This is a genomic window from Streptomyces sp. NPDC051051 (assembly GCF_040682975.1).
Taxonomy (GTDB): Bacteria; Actinomycetota; Actinomycetes; order Streptomycetales; family Streptomycetaceae; genus Streptomyces.
In genome coordinates this window covers 17,434-33,682 of record NZ_JBFBCB010000054.1, presented here as the reverse complement: position 1 = coordinate 33,682, position 16,249 = coordinate 17,434, and the positions used below count along the sequence as shown (strand labels likewise).

14 protein-coding genes and 2 pseudogenes are annotated in these 16,249 nt (G+C 71.7%); 8 read left to right on the top strand and 8 right to left on the bottom strand.

Annotated elements, in window-relative coordinates; all coding sequences use genetic code 11:
- The 3 genes from AB0N31_RS30525 to AB0N31_RS30515 form a co-directional block, all read right to left on the bottom strand.
- A complete protein-coding gene (locus tag AB0N31_RS30525) occupies nt 1-765 on the bottom strand; it encodes a response regulator transcription factor (protein WP_366061689.1) in 765 nt (254 codons plus the stop codon).
- Nucleotides 766-856: 91 nt separating this feature from the next.
- Nucleotides 857-1,450 (bottom strand): FMN reductase, encoded by a 594-nt coding sequence (locus tag AB0N31_RS30520; RefSeq protein ID WP_366061688.1) that lies wholly within the window; start codon nt 1,448-1,450, stop codon nt 857-859.
- Nucleotides 1,447-2,577 carry an LLM class flavin-dependent oxidoreductase gene (locus AB0N31_RS30515; protein WP_366061687.1) on the bottom strand — a complete coding sequence of 377 codons (1,131 nt, stop codon included), beginning with the start codon at nt 2,575-2,577 and terminating at the stop codon, nt 1,447-1,449. Before AB0N31_RS30515 ends, AB0N31_RS30520 begins: the two co-directional genes overlap by 4 nt.
- Nucleotides 2,578-2,771: 194 nt before the next feature.
- Here AB0N31_RS30515 and AB0N31_RS30510 point away from each other — a divergent pair.
- Nucleotides 2,772-2,870 (top strand): annotated as a pseudogene (locus tag AB0N31_RS30510) (transcriptional regulator); the annotation flags it as partial.
- Nucleotides 2,871-2,875: 5 nt separating this feature from the next.
- Here AB0N31_RS30510 and AB0N31_RS30505 read toward each other — a convergent pair.
- The 3 genes from AB0N31_RS30505 to AB0N31_RS30495 are packed head-to-tail and all read right to left on the bottom strand — an operon-like array spanning nt 2,876 to nt 5,123.
- Complete coding sequence (locus AB0N31_RS30505; RefSeq protein WP_366061686.1) at nt 2,876-3,616, bottom strand: TIGR03943 family protein; 741 nt, start codon at nt 3,614-3,616, stop codon at nt 2,876-2,878.
- The gene (locus AB0N31_RS30500) at nt 3,613-4,647 is read right to left on the bottom strand and encodes a permease (protein ID WP_366061685.1); all 1,035 of its coding nucleotides are present in this window, start codon (nt 4,645-4,647) and stop codon (nt 3,613-3,615) included. Before AB0N31_RS30500 ends, AB0N31_RS30505 begins: the two co-directional genes overlap by 4 nt.
- A gap of 2 nt (nt 4,648-4,649) precedes the next feature.
- Nucleotides 4,650-5,123, bottom strand: a complete 474-nt coding sequence (locus AB0N31_RS30495; RefSeq protein WP_366061684.1) for a MarR family transcriptional regulator — start codon at nt 5,121-5,123, stop codon at nt 4,650-4,652.
- A gap of 333 nt (nt 5,124-5,456) precedes the next feature.
- On the opposite strand from AB0N31_RS30495, the gene AB0N31_RS30490 reads away from it, so the two are divergent.
- The 3 genes and pseudogenes from AB0N31_RS30490 (at nt 5,457) to AB0N31_RS30480 (ending at nt 7,696) form a co-directional block, all read left to right on the top strand.
- Entirely contained in the window at nt 5,457-6,233 is a 777-nt protein-coding gene (locus tag AB0N31_RS30490) for an SDR family NAD(P)-dependent oxidoreductase (RefSeq protein WP_366061683.1), read from the top strand.
- A complete protein-coding gene (locus AB0N31_RS30485) occupies nt 6,233-6,409 on the top strand; it encodes a hypothetical protein (protein WP_366061682.1) in 177 nt (58 codons plus the stop codon). The genes AB0N31_RS30490 and AB0N31_RS30485 overlap by 1 nt, the downstream gene beginning before the upstream one ends.
- Before the next feature lie 28 nt (nt 6,410-6,437).
- Nucleotides 6,438-7,696, top strand: a pseudogene (locus AB0N31_RS30480) (GNAT family N-acetyltransferase).
- 70 nt (nt 7,697-7,766) lie between these two features.
- Here the strand turns inward: AB0N31_RS30480 and AB0N31_RS30475 are convergent.
- The gene (locus AB0N31_RS30475) at nt 7,767-8,960 is read right to left on the bottom strand and encodes an RtcB family protein (RefSeq protein WP_366061681.1); all 1,194 of its coding nucleotides are present in this window, start codon (nt 8,958-8,960) and stop codon (nt 7,767-7,769) included.
- Between the two features lie 203 nt (nt 8,961-9,163).
- Here AB0N31_RS30475 and AB0N31_RS30470 point away from each other — a divergent pair, with 203 nt between their 5' ends.
- The 3 genes from AB0N31_RS30470 (at nt 9,164) to AB0N31_RS30460 (ending at nt 12,456) form a co-directional block, all read left to right on the top strand.
- A complete protein-coding gene (locus AB0N31_RS30470; RefSeq protein WP_366061680.1) occupies nt 9,164-10,015 on the top strand; it encodes a DUF3558 domain-containing protein in 852 nt (283 codons plus the stop codon).
- Nucleotides 10,016-10,134: 119 nt separating this feature from the next.
- The gene (locus AB0N31_RS30465; protein ID WP_366061679.1) at nt 10,135-11,079 is read left to right on the top strand and encodes a DUF3558 family protein; all 945 of its coding nucleotides are present in this window, start codon (nt 10,135-10,137) and stop codon (nt 11,077-11,079) included.
- A 75-nt stretch (nt 11,080-11,154) separates the two neighbouring features.
- Complete coding sequence (locus tag AB0N31_RS30460) at nt 11,155-12,456, top strand: DUF2637 domain-containing protein (protein WP_366061678.1); 1,302 nt, start codon at nt 11,155-11,157, stop codon at nt 12,454-12,456.
- A gap of 75 nt (nt 12,457-12,531) precedes the next feature.
- Here the strand turns inward: AB0N31_RS30460 and lysS are convergent, their stop codons facing one another.
- Nucleotides 12,532-14,298 carry a lysine--tRNA ligase gene (gene lysS, locus AB0N31_RS30455; RefSeq protein ID WP_366061677.1) on the bottom strand — a complete coding sequence of 589 codons (1,767 nt, stop codon included), beginning with the start codon at nt 14,296-14,298 and terminating at the stop codon, nt 12,532-12,534.
- 143 nt (nt 14,299-14,441) lie between these two features.
- Between lysS and argS the strand changes: the two genes are divergently transcribed.
- Nucleotides 14,442-16,211 (top strand): arginine--tRNA ligase, encoded by a 1,770-nt coding sequence (gene argS, locus AB0N31_RS30450; RefSeq protein ID WP_366061676.1) that lies wholly within the window; start codon nt 14,442-14,444, stop codon nt 16,209-16,211.
- Nucleotides 16,212-16,249 lie beyond the last annotated feature (38 nt).

Below are 16,249 nucleotides of genomic sequence, written 5' to 3'. Positions count from 1 at the left end.
TCAGTCTTCCCGCAGCACGTAGCCCACGCCCCGCACGGTGTGGATCAGCTGCGGGGCGCCGGGCCCGTCGAGCTTGCGGCGGAGGTAGCCGACGTAGACGGCGAGGTTCTTGGAGCCGGGGCCGAAGTCGTAGCCCCAGATGCGGTCGTAGATCGTGGAGTGGTCGAGGACGATGCCGGCGTTGCGCACCAGCAGTTCCAGCAGCTCGAACTCGGTGCGGGTCAGTTCCAGTTCGCGTTCCCCGCGCCAGGCCCGCCGCGCCTGCGGGTCCACACGCAGCCCGGCCGCCTCCAGGGAACGCGCGGCGGCCACCGGCACCGGGGCCGCGTCCTGCGGGACACCCGCCGTGGTGTCCGTCCCGGCGGCGTCCTTCCCGGCGGCGTCGGCCGGCGCGCCGGTACCGGTGCGGCGCAGCAGGGCGCGCAGCCGGGCGAAGACCTCCTCGACGTCGAAGGGCTTGACCACGTAGTCGTCGGCGCCCGCGTCCAGGCCGGCGATCCGGTCGGCGGTCTCCACGAGCGCCGTCAGCATCAGGATCGGGGTGCGGTCGCCCTCGGCGCGCAGCACCCGGCAGACCTGGAGGCCGTCGATGCCGGGCATCATCACGTCCAGGACGAGGACGTCCGGCGACGACCGGTGGGCGTGCGCCAGGGCCTCGACGCCGTCGGCGACCGCGGTGACCCGGTAGCCCTCCAGGGTCAGCGCGCGTTCCAGGGCGTGACGGATGGCGCGGTCGTCTTCGGCGAGCAGCAGCGTGTGGGGCACGCGCCCAGTCTCCCAGCCGTCACGGTCCCACGGCGTGACGGGCGGCTCACCGGGCGCCCTTCTTACGTGCCTCTCACCCGCCCCGGCCCGCTCAGCCCGCCGGCCGCAGGGCCGCGAGCTGCTCCGCGAACGGCACCACCGCGAACTCGTCCTTCACGGCGGGCCGGGCCGCCGCCAGGCCGCTCATCAGCGCGGCCAGTTCCCCGGCGGCCCGCTCGATCCGCTCGGGCAGGCCCGGCGCGCCCCAGTCCTCGGAGGCGGCGTAGACACCGGTCGGGACGACGACGGCCCGCAGGTGGGCGAACAGGGGCCGCAACGCGTGCTCCAGCACCAGCGAGTGCCGGGCCGTGCCGCCGGTGGCCGCGATCAGCACGGGCTTGCCGGCCAGCGCGTCCCTGTCGAGGACGTCGAAGAAGGACTTGAACAGTCCGCTGTACGACGCCGAGAACACCGGGGTGACCACGATCAGCCCGTCCGCCGCCGTGACCGCCTCCAGCGCGGCGGCCAGCTCCCGGCCGGGGAATCCGTTGGTGAGGTGGTGGGCGATCTCGACGGCGAGGTCGCGCAGCTCCACGACCCGTACGTCGGCCGGGGCGCGTCCGGTGGTGGCGGCCGCGAGCCGGTCGGCCAGCAGGCGGGTGGACGACGGGACGCTCAGTCCCGCCGAGACGACGACGAGCTTCATGCGACGGTCTCCTTGTCCTGAGCGTTGTCCTGCGCGGCGGCGTCCTGAGCGGTGGCGTTCTTGGCCGCCAGGAGCGACCGGTGGGTCGGCGCGTCCGGCACGTCGGCCGGGCGGCCCTTGGCGAACTCCTCGCGCAGCACCGGCACGACCTCCTCGCCGAGCATGTCGAGCTGCTCCAGCACGGTCTTCAGCGGCAGTCCGGCGTGGTCCATCAGGAACAGCTGGCGCTGGTAGTCACCGGCGTACTCCCGGAACGCCAGCGTCTTCTCGATGACCTGCTGCGGCGAGCCGACGGTCAGCGGGGTCTGGTCGGTGAAGTCCTCCAGGGACGGCCCGTGCCCGTAGACCGGCGCGTTGTCGAAGTACGGCCGGAACTCGCGCACCGCGTCCTGCGAGTTCCTCCGCATGAAGACCTGCCCGCCGAGGCCGACGATCGCCTGCTCGGGGGTGCCGTGCCCGTAGTGGGCGTAGCGGGCCCGGTACAGCTCGATCATCCGCCTGGTGTGGTCGGCCGGCCAGAAGATGTTGTTGTGGAAGAAGCCGTCGCCGTAGAACGCGGCCTGTTCGGCGATCTCGGGCGAGCGGATGGAGCCGTGCCAGACGAACGGCGGGACGTCGTCCAGCGGGCGGGGCGTCGAGGTGAAGCCCTGGAGGGGGGTGCGGAACGTGCCCTCCCAGTTGACGACGTCCTCGCGCCACAGCCGGTGCACCAGGTTGTAGTTCTCGATGGCGAGGTTGATGCCCTCGCGGATGTCCTGGCCGAACCAGGGGTAGACCGGGCCGGTGTTGCCGCGGCCCATCATCAGGTCGACGCGCCCGTCGGCCAGGTGCTGGAGCATCGCGAAGTCCTCGGCGATCTTCACCGGGTCGTTCGTGGTGATCAGCGTCGTGGAGGTGGACAGGATCAGCTTCTCCGTCCGCGCGGCGATGTAGCCGAGCATCGTCGTCGGGGACGACGGCACGAACGGCGGGTTGTGGTGCTCACCCGTGGCGAAGACGTCCAGGCCTACCTCCTCGGCCTTCAGCGCGATGGCGACCATGGCCTTGATCCGCTCGCGCTCGGTCGGCGTACGCCCCGTGGTGGGGTCCGGCGTGACATCGCCGACCGTGAAGATCCCGAACTGCATGGCCGCTCACCCTCCAACTTGTTTACGGTTCAACTATACCGCCCAACAGCGACCCCGCACCCCGTATTCCGCCTCACCACCGGCGGCCCGTCCCCGACCCCGGCACGCCCCCCCCCGCCGACGAGACCACGGCGGGCGCACCACCGGCGGCCCGCGCGTCCCGCCGGGGGTGCCGTCCCGGCCCGATGCGCTACAGCGACCTCGCCCTGCTGCTGGTCGCCGTGAAGGACTGGGCGGAGACCCGCTTCGACGAGGTCCACGCCGCCCGCGAGCGCTACGACACCGCGGGCTGACCCCGCTACGACCCGAGCGGCAGCGCGTCGGTGTAGCCGTTCACCGGCCGTTCCACCTCCGCGACGGTACGACCGTCCAGCGCGACCGCCGCCGAGGACGTACCCAGCGCGCCCTGCGCGTGCCAGGTCCCCGTCACCGTGACCCAGGTGTCGGCCTTCGGCGCACGCACGCCGTACACCCGCACCTTCACGGACTGCGCGTCCGCCGCACAGCACGACAGCATGATCCGCGTCAGGTACCAGCCCCCGCCCCCGTCCGCGGGCGTGACGAAACCGGTCATCCGCACCGTGCGCCCTTCGATGGCCCGTCCCTCGTCCTGCTGCACCCGCTGGGTGAAGTCGGTCAGCGTGATCGGCAGCGGCGAGGTCGCGGGCAGCGGGTCGAAGCCGTCCTCGGCGACCACCGCGACCGCCTTGGGCGCCTCCCGCGAGGCGGTGTAGGAACCGAGCGCGGGCGGGGCGTAGAACAGCAGGCTCAACGCGGGCAGGAACAGCAGCCAGGCGACCCGGGGCACACCCGAGTGATCGTGCCCGTGACCGTCGCCGTCCTCCGCGGGCCGCTCCACCGGCCGCCGGGCCGACCACGCCTCCGCCGCCCCCAGCAGGATCAGCAGCACCCCCGAGGCGATCAGCAGCGGCCGCATCCCCTCCTTCACGTACCTCAGGTACGCCTCCGAGAACAGCGCGGCCCGCAGCAATCCGACACCGCTCAGCACCAGCAGCGCCACCTGCGCGAACCGCTTCACAGCAGGACCCCTCCCACGACCACGCTGCACACCACCGCGACGACGGCCGTGGCGCCGGAGAACCGGACCGCGAAGGCCCGCCCGAAGGTGCCCGCCTGGAGGGCGATCAGCTTCAGGTCGACCATCGGGCCGACCACCATGAACGTCAGCCGCGCCGTCGGCGAGAACCCGCTGAGCGAGGCCGCCACGAACGCGTCGGCCTCCGAACACACCGCCAGCACGATCGCCAGCACCGCCAGGAACAGCACCGACAGCCACGGCGAGCCGGCGAAGGCGTCCACCACCGAACGGGGCACGGCCACGTTGAACGTCGCCGCCGCCATCGCACCCACCACCAGGAAACCCCCCGCGTGCAGGAAGTCGTGCTGGAAACCGCGCCGGAACTCCGTCCAGCGACTGTGCCCCGGCCGGTGCCCGGTGTGCCGCACCGCCGGCTTCAGCCACTCCTCGCGCCCCCGCCACAGCCACAGCCAGCCCATCGCGGCCGCCGTCACCAGCGAGGCCAGCAACCGGGCCAGCACCATCTCCGGACTGCCGGGGAACGCGATCGCCGTGGCGGTCAGCACCACCGGGTTCACGGCGGGCGCCGACAGCAGGAACGCGAACGCCGCGGCCGGATTCACGCCCCGCCCGATCAGGCTGTTCGCCACCGGCACCGACGCGCACTCACAGCCCGGCAGCACCACCCCCGCCGCCCCCGCGACCGGCACCGCGAGCGCGGCCCGCTTCGGCAGCAGCCGGTTGAAGAGGCTCGCCGGCACGAACGCGTCGATCGCCCCGGACAGCGCCGTACCCAGCAGCAGGAACGGCAGCGCCTGCACGGTCACCGCGAGGCACACCGTCCGCCACGCCTGCACGGCCGGGTCCTCCAGCGACCGCCCGACCAGCACCAGCACCGCACCCGGCAGCACGGCGGCACCGACCAGCAGCAGCGGCCAGTTCCGCGGCAGCGCCCGCCCGGCCCCCGGCCCCGCCCCCTCGGCCGGCAGGTGGCCGTCGTCCTCCACCCGGCTGTCCTCGACCGTCCGCATGCCTACCCCAGCCCTCCCCGCAGCCGCGCGACCTGCTCCCCGCTGAACTCCACCGTCCGCCCCATGTGCCGCACGATCACCGCCAGTTCCGCGTCGTCCAGATCCTCGAAGAGGGGACTCCAGTCGCCGCCCAGCCGCTCCCAGGTCCGCCCGAACTCGGCGATCCGCTCCGGCACCGTCGCCACCAGCACCCGCCGCCGGTCCGCCGCGTCCCGCTCCCGCACGACGTACCCCGCCTTCTCCAGCCGGTCCACCAACCGCGTCGCCGACCCCGTGGTCAGCCCCGTCAGCTCCGCGACCCGGCCCGCCGTCACCGGCTCCCGCTCCAGCGAGAGCAGGTTCAGGCACTGCAGGTCGGTCGGGTGCAGCCCCAGCCGGTCCGCGACAGCCTGGTTGAACAGCGCGAACGCCGCGACATACCGCCGGGAGACGACGGACAACTCGCCGAGCAACCGCGACCGCACGTTCCCGGACATCGCCCGCACACCCCTTCGTAGCGCCGTCCGCAGATCGTACGACGTACCCGGACCGGGCCGGCCGACAGCGCGACCCCCGCCCACCGCCGTCCACCGGGGCCGAGGACCCGCCCCGTGCGAAGCCGCCGCCGAGCCCCTCCGGCGCTCCGCCGCCCTCCTCACCGTCGCCGCCCTCTTCGCGATCGGCGGCGCCCGGCCCGTCCGGCACCGCCGTCACCATGTGGGCACCGCGGACGGCGAGCGCACGGACCCGCCTATCCTGGCCGGGCAGGCGTTCGACCGCCCGCGTTCTCCGTACGTCCGCCCCGCCCGAGGAACCGAGGAGCAGCCCCCATGGCCACCGCCGCCCCGTCCGCCGCGTCCCGCATCGCCGTCGTCACGGGTGCGAGCAGCGGCATCGGCGCCGCCACCGCCCGGCAGCTCGCCGCGGCCGGCTACCGCGTCGTCCTCACCGCCCGCCGCAAGGACCGCATCGAGGCCCTCGCCGAGGAGATCACCGCGGCGGGCGGCTCCGCGACGGCCTACCAGCTGGACGTCACCGACCGCGCCGCCGTCGACGAGTTCGCCACGGCGTTCCGGACCATCGGCGTCCTGGTCAACAACGCGGGCGGAGCGCTCGGCGCCGACCCGGTCGCCACCGGCGACCCCGCCGACTGGCGCACGATGTACGAGACCAACGTCATCGGCACCCTGAACCTCACCCAGGCCCTGCTCCCCAAGCTGGTCGCGAGCGGCGACGGCACGGTCGTCGTGGTCTCCTCCACCGCCGGCCACGGCACCTACGAGGGCGGCGCGGGCTACGTGGCCGCCAAGCACGGCGCCCACGTCCTCGCCGAGACCCTCCGCCTGGAGATCGTCGGACAGCCCGTCCGCGTCATCGAGATCGCCCCCGGCATGGTCAGGACCGACGAGTTCGCGCTGACCCGCTTCGGCGGCGACGCCGACCGGGCCGCGAAGGTCTACGAGGGCGTGGCCGAGCCCCTCACCGCCGACGACGTCGCCGAGACGATCACCTGGGCGGTGACCCGCCCCAGCCACGTCAACGTCGACCTGCTGGTCCTGCGCCCGCGCGCCCAGGCGTCCAACACCAAGGTCCACCGGGAGTCGTGATGACCGGCGCAGGCGGGACGGGAAGCCCGCAGACCCCCGAACGGGCGGCGGAGCAACGCCGCCTGGCCCAGGAGACCAAGGACGAACGCCAGGTCTGGTACTTCCTGGCCTACTTCCTCTTCGGCATCCACCTCATCGCCTTCGTGATGATCTACGCGGTGAAACACGGGAACTGAGCCCCGCACCCGGCGGGTCCTCACCGGCGTGGACAGACATCTCCCCTTCGAGACCCTGCACAACTTCCGCGACCTGGGCGGCTACCGCACCCCGGACGGCCGCCACCGCGTCCGTCCGGGCCGCCTCCACCGCTCCGACTCCCTGGGCAAGCTCACCCCGGACACCCCCGACTGGGACCTCTTCCTCTCCCTGGGCATCCGCACGGTCATCGACCTGCGCCACCCCTGGGAGGCGGAGCGCGCCGGCCGCGTCCCGGCCCACCCCTCCTTCACGTACCGCAACCTCAGCATCGAGCACCGCTTCTACGACCAGGCGGCGCAGACCCCCGACGTCGAACCCGGCCCCTACCTGGCCGAGCGGTACATGGAGGTCGCGCAGGACGGCACCGCGGAGATCCGCGAAGCCCTGCACCTCATCACCGCGACGGACGCCCCCTGGTCTTCCACTGCGCCTCCGGCAAGGACCGCACCGGACAGCTGGCCGCCCTGGTCCTCACCCTCCTGGGCATCGACGACGACCTGATCACCGAGGACTACACCCTCACCGAACTCGCCACCCCCGCCCTCCTCGCGGACTGGCGCACCCGCAACGACGGCGCCTCCCCCACCTGGCCCTACTACCTTCACGCCCCCGGATCGGTGATGCGCCTGTACCTGACCGCACTGGCCTCCCGCTACGGCTCCACGGAGGGCTACGTGGAAAGGGCCCTGGGCCTGGACCCGGAGGCCCTCGCGGCGACACTGCGCGCCGGGCTCCTCGAACCCGTCCCCCTCGGCCGGCCGGAGCTGACCTTCCGCAGAGCGCCCCCGGAGGACGCCCGCACCCTGGTCAGGCTGCGTGACACGGCGGCGCTGAGGCAACTGGCCCGCGGCATCGACCAGTGGCTGCCGGGCGAGAAGGACGAGGCCCACTTCCGCACCCGGATGCGCGAGGGCGAGGTCTGGCTCGCCCTCGCCGGCACCGCGGTGACCGGCGCCTGGGAACTCTGGTGGGACGATCCGGCGGCCTGGGGCCCCCGCCCGCCCGAGGCCGGGTACATCCACCGTCTGATGACCACCCCGCACACCTCACCGCCCGGCACCGGCCGCCGCCTCCTCGCCGAGGCGGAGTCCCGCATCGCGGCCACGGGCCGCGCGTACGCCCGCCTCGACTGCCTCTCCTCCAACCTCCGCCTGCGGACCTACTACGAGGCGGCCGGCTACCGGGTGGTCGGCGAACAGCGGGCCGAGGACGGCGGTACGGGCAGCCCGTACGCGGTGACGCTGCTGGAGAAGCGGCTGGCCTGACGCGTGCGAAGGGGTCCGGGCCACCCGGCCCGGACCCCTCGCCCCGCGGACACCGGCCGCCCGGCGGGGCTCAACCCTTCACGCAGACGACCTGCTTCAGCTTCGCCACGACCTCGACCAGGTCCCGCTGCTGGTCGATGACCTGCTCGATGGGCTTGTAGGCGCCCGGGATCTCATCGACGACGCCGGAGTCCTTGCGGCACTCCACGCCCCGCGTCTGCTCCTCCAGGTCCTTCGTCGTGAAGCGGCGCTTGGCCGCGGTGCGGCTCATCCGCCGACCCGCGCCGTGGGACGCCGAGTTGAAGGCCTTCTCGTTCCCGAGGCCCTTCACGATGTACGAACCCGTGCCCATGGAGCCGGGAATGATCCCGTACTCGCCGGAGCCGGCCCGGATCGCGCCCTTGCGGGTCACGAGCAGGTCCATCCCGTCGTAGCGCTCCTCCGCCACGTAGTTGTGGTGCGCGCTGATCTCCTTCTCGAAGGCGGGCTTGGCCTTCTTGAACTCCCGGCGGATCACGTCCTTCAGGAGTGCCATCATGATCGTCCGGTTGTGCTTCGCGTACTCCTGCGCCCAGAACAGGTCGTTGCGGTACGCCGCCATCTGCGGGGTGTCCGCGACGAACACGGCGAGATCGCGGTCGATCAGGCCCTGGTTGTGCGGGAGTTTCTGCGCCACGCCGATGTGGAACTCGGCGAGTTCCTTGCCGATGTTCCGGGAACCGGAGTGGAGCATCAGCCAGACAGAACCGGTCGTGTCCGTACACACTTCGACAAAATGATTTCCTCCGCCGAGTGTTCCCATCTGCTTCGTGGCGCGTTCCTGACGGAATTTGACCGATTCGGCGATCCCCCCGAACCGCCCCCAGAAGTCGTCCCACCCCCCGGTGGCCAGCCCGTGGAACCGGCCCGGCTCGACGGGACTGTCGTGCATCCCCCGTCCCACCGGAATCGCCTGCTCGATCTTCGAGCGCAGCCGGGAGAGGTCGCCCGGCAGGTCGTTCGCCGTCAGGGACGTCCTGACCGCGGACATCCCGCAGCCGATGTCGACCCCCACCGCCGCCGGACACACCGCGCCCTGCATGGCGATGACCGATCCGACCGTCGCGCCCTTGCCGTAATGGACGTCCGGCATGACGGCCAGGCCCTTGATCCAGGGCAGGGTGGCGACGTTGCGCAGCTGCTGGAGCGCGCCGTCCTCGACCGTCGCGGGGTCGGTCCACATACGGATCGGCACCTTCGCGCCCGGCATCTCCACGTACGACATATCGTCCTCATTCCCCCGGAAAACAACAGAAGTCTCGAATCGCAAAACCGGTGCCAAGGTCGGCAATAGAGACGGCGGACCGGCATCCACGGTGTTGCGTGCGATACACATTGTCTGCCGGTGCCGCCCCCGTCCGGCAAGCGAATAACCAGCGGGGACACTGGACCTGCCACCCACGATGTGCCCGTCGAGAGGAGCCGACCGTGCAGCGGAAGGCGTACGTACCCGGCGTCGCCGCGCTCCTCGCGGCCCTGCTGGCCGGCTGCTCGAGCAGTTCGGGCGACGGCGGCCCGACGGACAACTCCAATCCGGGCGACGCCGGCACCGTGACCGCAGCCGCTCAGCCGGGCCGCTACGACGCCCTCCCGGAGGCCTGCGGGGCGGTGGGCCGCAGCACCCTCGACTCCCTTCTGCCGGGCATCGTCCAGATCCCCGACGAGGCGCGGCGCGAGGCCGCCTACGCGGGCCAGGCGACGCTGACGTTCGACACGGACCGCAAGGCGGGCTGCCGTTGGAAGGTGGACTCCACCGACGCCATCGACCACCTGAGCGTCGACTTCGAGCGGGTGGTCTCGTACGACAACGCGGTCAGTGACGACAGCCAGGCCGAGACGCTGTTCGCCGGAAAGGTGACGGCGGCCGGTCTGCCCGCGCCCACCGCGTCGCGGCCGGCCGGCGTCGCGGCCACCCCCTCCGGCGGTACGACGGCGGCCCCTTCCGCCTCGTCCTCCTCGTCCCCGTCGCCGTCCTCGTCCGCCTCGGCCTCGGCGTCCGCCTCCGCTTCCCCTTCCACTTCCACTTCCGCCTCCGCCGACCTCCAGTCCCGGCTCCTGGACGATCTCGGGGACGAGGCCTTCGTCGACGACGTGCTCGCCAGCTCCGGTTCGACGGCGAAACAGCGCACGGTGACTGTGGTGTTCCGCACGTCGAACGTCATCGTGACCATCGAGTACGAGGAGCAGGCGACGTCCCTCGGCGTCGTCCCGGACAGCAAGGAAATGCAGGACAGCGCCCGGAAACTGGCCGCGCAGCTCGCCGACTCCCTGGCCGGCTGAGGCCACTTCGGGCGCACGGGCCCCGCGCGTGCGATGCCCTCGAAGCGGAAACGCACGGCTTCTTCACCGCGTACCGTGGCCCACCGGACCCCGATCCGACCGCAGGAACCACGAGCGTCATGAGTGAAGGAACCATGCAGCGACGAGCCCAGCGAGACGACCAGCGTGCCCAGCGAGACCGGCGAGCGATGCGTGCGGGAGGCGTGAACCGTCTTCTGGCCGCGGCGGCCGCGGTCCCCGTGATGCTGATCGTCGCGGGCTGCTCCTCGGACTCCGGCTCGGACTCCGGCTCCGGCTCCGGTGGTGCGTCCGCCGCGCAGGAGACCGGTGGCGCGTCCGCCGTCGCCTCCCCGAGTGCCGAGCCGACCGTGCAGGCGGCGGCGTACAGGACGCTGCCCGAGGCGTGCGGCGTGCTGTCGAAGAAGACGCTGACCGCGCTGGTGCCGAAGGCCCCCGCCAAGGGCAAGGAGGGCACGTCGAGCGACCGGGCGGCACGGGCCTCCTGTTCCTGGTCCAGCCTGGACAACAACGGGGTGAAGGGCTCGCAGTTCCGCTGGCTGAACGTCTCGATGGTCCGTTTCGAGACGGACGCGGCGAGCAGCGGCGAGCAGCAGGCGCAGGAGTACTACGCGAAGCAGGTGCAGGGCGCGTCGGCGACGACGGGGGCGAAGAACGCGAAGTCGCAGGCGCTCGCCGGGACGGGCGACCAGGCGACGACCGTGCGCTACGACCTGAAGAAGTCGGAGGGCGCCTTCAAGCAGCAGACGGTGGTGGCGCGCGTGGAGAACGTGGTCGTCACGCTGGACTACAACGGTGCCGGTCTGGCCGGTGAGAAGACGCCGGACGCGGACGCGCTGGTGAAGTCCGCGGAGCTGGCGGCGAAGGAGGCGGTGGCGTCGGTCGAGACGGCCAACGGCGAGGGTTCGGGCGGCGGTTCGTCGTCCCCGGCGCCGTCGGAGACGTCGTCGAAGGCCCCGCCGGCGGCGGCGTCGCCCTCGGTCTCGGCGTCGGCCTCGGCGGCGGTCGCCAAGAAGACCTCGACGGCGGCCGCGAAGAAGAGCTGACGTACCCGCAACACGTGAGCCGCACACATGTGCCACCCTGTTGCGCGCAACAACACGCAAGGGAGGGGAGTACGGGTGGCCGCGCCAATCCAACTGACCCGGATGCACCGCATTCTCATCGGTGTGGTCGTGACCGGCGCCGTGATCATCGCCGCGATCGGCTTCGCCGGTTCGTACGCGGCCGTCCGTGAGCTGGCTCTCGAGAAGGGCTTCGGGAACTTCGCGTACGTGTTCCCGATCGGCATCGACGCGGGCATCTGCGTCCTGCTGGCCCTGGACCTGCTGCTGACGTGGATCCGCATCCCCTTCCCGTTGCTGCGGCAGACGGCGTGGCTGCTGACGGCGGCGACGATCGCGTTCAACGGCGCGGCCGCCTGGCCGGACCCGTTGGGCGTCGGCATGCACGCGGTGATCCCGATCCTGTTCGTGGTGTCCGTCGAGGCGGCCCGGCACGCGATCGGCCGGATCGCCGACATCACGGCCGACAAGCACATGGAGGGGGTGCGGCTCACCCGCTGGCTGCTGTCCCCGGTGCCGACGTTCCTGCTGTGGCGCCGGATGAAGCTGTGGGAGCTGCGCTCGTACGAGCAGGTCATCAAGCTGGAGCAGGAACGTCTCGTCTACCAGGCCCGGCTGCGTTCCCGCTTCGGCCGGGCCTGGCGCCGCAAGGCTCCGGTGGAGTCCCTGATGCCGTTGCGGCTGGCGCGTTACGGCGTTCCCCTGGCGGAGACGGCCCCGGCGGGCCTGGCGGCGGCGGGGATCGAGCCGGCGGTGCTTCCCCCGGCGTCGCCGCAGCCGCAGGCTCTCGCGCCCCAGCAGGAGCTGCAGGAGCTGTCGGCGGCCCCGGCCCAGCAGCAGTTGCGGCAGGGCCGGCAGGAGCCGCAGCAGCAGTTCCGGCAGCAGGCGGAGCAGCCGGAGCAGCCGGAGCAGGCGCCCGAGGACGACCAGAGTCCCTGGTTCCAGTCGCCGCACGAGGTGCAGTACCAGGGCGGCTACGACCCCACCTACGACCCCTCGGAGCAGTACGCCCGGTGGTACGAGGAGCAGCAGCAGGCCGAGCAGTACGCGGACCAGTACCAGGAGGAGCCCCCGGCGCAGGAGCCCTCCCCGGAGGAGACCGGTTCCTTCCCCATCCCGGTGGTCCCGGGCCGCAACCGCGAGCTCGGTGAGGGCGGCGGCAGTCCGGAGCCGACCGAGGAGGACTACTACCTGGTCTTCAAGAAGTCGATCAACGGCAGCTACCCCACCTCGGGCCAGCTCCGGGACGACGTGGAGGCGACGTTCGGCGTGACGCTCCCGCCGCGCGAGGCCGACCGCATGGTCAACCGCTTCACCAACCGCCACACGGCGGAACTGCAGGACGACCACATCGCGTAGCCGGCGGACACGGAGACGACGGAAGGGGGCACCCGGTGCTGACACCGGGTGCCCCCTTCCGTCGTCCGGCCGGGCCTACTCCCCGAGCAGGGCCCGCACCCGCTCCTGGCCCACGGCCAGCAGCAGGGTGGGCAGTCGCGGCCCGGTGTCGCGCCCGACGAGCAGGTGGTACAGCAGCGCGAAGAACGTCCGCTGGGCGGTCTTGATCTCCGGCGGCAGTTCCTTGGGCGTGGCGTCCGGGGAGAACCCGGCCTGCACCTTGGGCACGCCGTACACGAGGTGGGTGAGCCCGTCGAGGGACCAGTTCTCGGCGAGGCCGTCGAGCAGGAGCCGCAGCGACTGCTGGGAAGCCTCGTCGAGGGACTTCAGCAGTTCGGCGTCGGGTTCCTCGCGCACGACGGTCCGCTGGTCGGCGGGGACGTGCGTGTTGATCCAGGCCTCGGCCCTGTCGAAGCGGGGGCGTGCCTCGTCGAGGGTGCCGAGCGGGTTGTCGGGGTCCAGTTCGCTGAGGATGCGCAGCGCCTGGTCCTGGTGTCCGGCGGTGATGTCGGCGACGGAGGCGAGGGTGCGGTACGGCAGCGGCCGGGGCGTGCGGGGCAGCTCGCCGCCGGCAGTGCGGACCGCGCGGGAGTGGGCGGCCACGTCGGCGGGCAGGGCGGAGCCGTCGGCGACCTTGGCGTCGAGCTTGTCCCACTCGTCGTAGAGCCGCTGGATCTCCTGGTCGAAGGCGATCTTGAAGGACTGGTTGGGGCGGCGGCGGGCGTACAGCCAGCGCAGGAGCTGCGGCTCCATGATCTTCAGGGCGTCGGCGGGGGTCGGGACGCCGCCCTTGGACGAGGACATCTTGGCCATGCCGCTGATGCCGACGAACGCGTACATCGGGCCGATCGGCTGCTTGCCGCCGAAGATGCCGACGATCTGCCCGCCGACCTGGAAGGAGGAGCCGGGCGAGGAGTGGTCGACGCCGCTGGGCTCGAAGATGACGCCTTCGTACGCCCAGCGCATGGGCCAGTCGACCTTCCAGACCAGCTTGCCGCGGTTGAACTCGTTGAGCCGGACGGTCTCGGAGAAGCCGCAGGGGTCGCAGACGTACGTCAGCTCGGTGCTGTCGTCGTCGTAGGCGGTGACGGTGGTGAAGTCCTTCTCGCAGTTGCCGCAGTACGGCTTGTACGGGAAGTAGCCGGCCGAGCCGGAGCTGCCGTCGTCCTCGGCCGCGGCGCCGGAGCCCTCGGCGGCCTCCAGCTCGGCCTCGTCGAGCGGCTTCTGCTGCTGCTTCTTGGCCGGGGCCTTCTTGGTGCGGTACTGGTCGAGGATCGCGTCGATGTCGCCGCGGTGCCGCATGGCGTGCAGGATCTGCTCGCGGTAGACGCCGGAGGTGTACTGCCGGGTCTGGCTGATCCCGTCGAACTCGACGCCCAGCTCCGCCAGCGACTCGACCATCGCGGCCTTGAAGTGCTCGGCCCAGTTCGGGTGGGCCGAGCCCGGCGGGGCGGGGACGGAGGTCAGCGGCTTGCCGATGTGCTCGGCCCAGGACTCGTCGACCCCCGCGATCCCGGCCGGCACCTTGCGGTAGCGGTCGTAGTCGTCCCAGGAGATCAGGTGGCGCACCTGGTGGCCGCGCCGGCGGATCTCGTCGGCGACGAGGTGCGGCGTCATGACCTCGCGGAGGTTCCCGAGGTGGATGGGGCCCGAGGGGGAGAGGCCGGACGCGACGACGACCACCGGAGCGGCAGCGAGTGATGTCGCTTTGCCCGGGGCCCGACGCTCCGACTCCTCGATGACCTCATCCGCGAAACGGGAGACCCAGTCGGTGGTCTCGGTGCTCTGAGCCACGATCGGCACGTCCTCTGGTGTGAAGGCTTGAAGGTTCGAAGTGCGTTCCATTGTCCCAGGCCGGGCCGCATCCGCGAAAACCGCTTTTCACCGCGTGGGATACTCGGTCTCCGTAGTACTTTCCGGAACCCGAGCAGAACGGCAGCCACCCCATGGCCTCGGTCACGTCCCTCAGTCACTCCGTCGAACAGCGCCTCGCGTCCGCCCTCTCGGCTGCTCTGCCGGAGGCCGTCGGCGCGGACCCGCTGCTGCGACGCAGCGACCGGGCGGACTACCAGGCGAACGGCATCCTGGCCCTGGCGAAGAAGGCGAAGGCCAACCCGCGGGAGCTGGCGACGCAGGTCGTCTCCCGGGTGGCCGCCGGTGACCTGATCAAGGACATCGAGGTCTCCGGGCCGGGCTTCCTGAACGTGACGGTCACCGACCGGGCGATCGTGGAGAACCTCGGCGCGCGGTACGCGGACGCCGACCGCCTCGGTGTGCCCCTCGCGGACGCGCCGGGCACCACGGTGATCGACTACGCCCAGCCGAACGTGGCGAAGGAGATGCACGTCGGCCACCTGCGGTCGGCGGTCATCGGTGCCGCGGTCGTGCAGATCCTGGAGTTCACCGGCGAGACCGTGGTGCGCCGGCACCACATCGGCGACTGGGGCACCCAGTTCGGCATGCTCATCCAGTACCTGGACGAGCACCCGCACGAGCTGGACCACAAGGACTCCGAGGTCAGCGGTGAGGAGGCGATGTCGAACCTCGACCGCCTCTACAAGGCCGCGCGCAGGCTGTTCGACGCGGACGAGGAGTTCAAGACGCGGGCCCGGCGCCGGGTGGTGGACCTCCAGGCCGGGGACCCGCACACCCTCGCCGTGTGGCAGCGGTTCGTCGACGAGTCGAAGATCTATTTCTTCTCCGTCTTCGAGAAGCTGGACATGGAGATCCGGGACGAGGACATCGTCGGCGAGTCGGGTTACAACGACATGCTGGCGGAGACCTGCCGTCTCCTGGAGGAGTCGGGCGTGGCGGTCCGCTCGGAGGGCGCCCTGTGCGTCTTCTTCGACGACGTCAAGGGCCCGGACGGCAACCCGGTCCCGCTGATCGTGCAGAAGTCGGACGGCGGCTACGGCTACGCGGCGACCGACCTGTCGGCGATCCGCGACCGCGTCCTGCACCTCAAGGCGGACACGCTCGTCTACGTCGTCGACGCCCGGCAGTCGCTGCACTTCAAGATGGTCTTCGAGACCGCGCGCAGGGCCGGCTGGCTGAACGGCGACGCCACGGCGCACCAGCTCGCCTTCGGCACGGTCCTGGGCAAGGACGGCAAGCCGTTCAAGACCCGTGAGGGCGAGACGGTGAAGCTGGTCGACCTCCTCGACGAGGCGGTCGACCGCGCCACGGCGGTCGTGCGGGAGAAGGCGGAGAAGGTCGGCCTGACCGAGCGGGAGATCGAGGAGAACGGCCGGTACGTCGGCATCGGCGCCGTCAAGTACGCCGACCTGTCGACCTCCGCCGTGCGGGACTACAAGTTCGACCTGGACCAGATGGTCTCGCTGAACGGCGACACGTCGGTCTACCTCCAGTACGCGTACGCGCGTGTCCAGTCGATCCTGCGCAAGGCGGGCGAGGCCCGCCCGGCCGCGCACCCGGAGCTGGAACTGGCCCCGGCGGAGCGGGCGCTGGGCCTGCACCTGGACCAGTTCGGCGAGACGGTCCAGGAGGTCGCGGCGGCCTACGAGCCGCACAAGCTGGCCGCGTACCTGTACCAGCTGGCCTCGCACCTGACGACGTTCTACGACCAGTGCCACGTGCTGTCCGCGGACAATGCACCGGAGGTCGTCGAGAACCGCCTCTTCCTGGTGGACCTCACCGGCCGCACCCTCCACAAGGGCATGGCCCTGCTGGGCATCCGGACGCCCGAGCGGCTCTGACGGTGCGCCGCCCACCGGACCGCGCGTCTGCGGCCCGG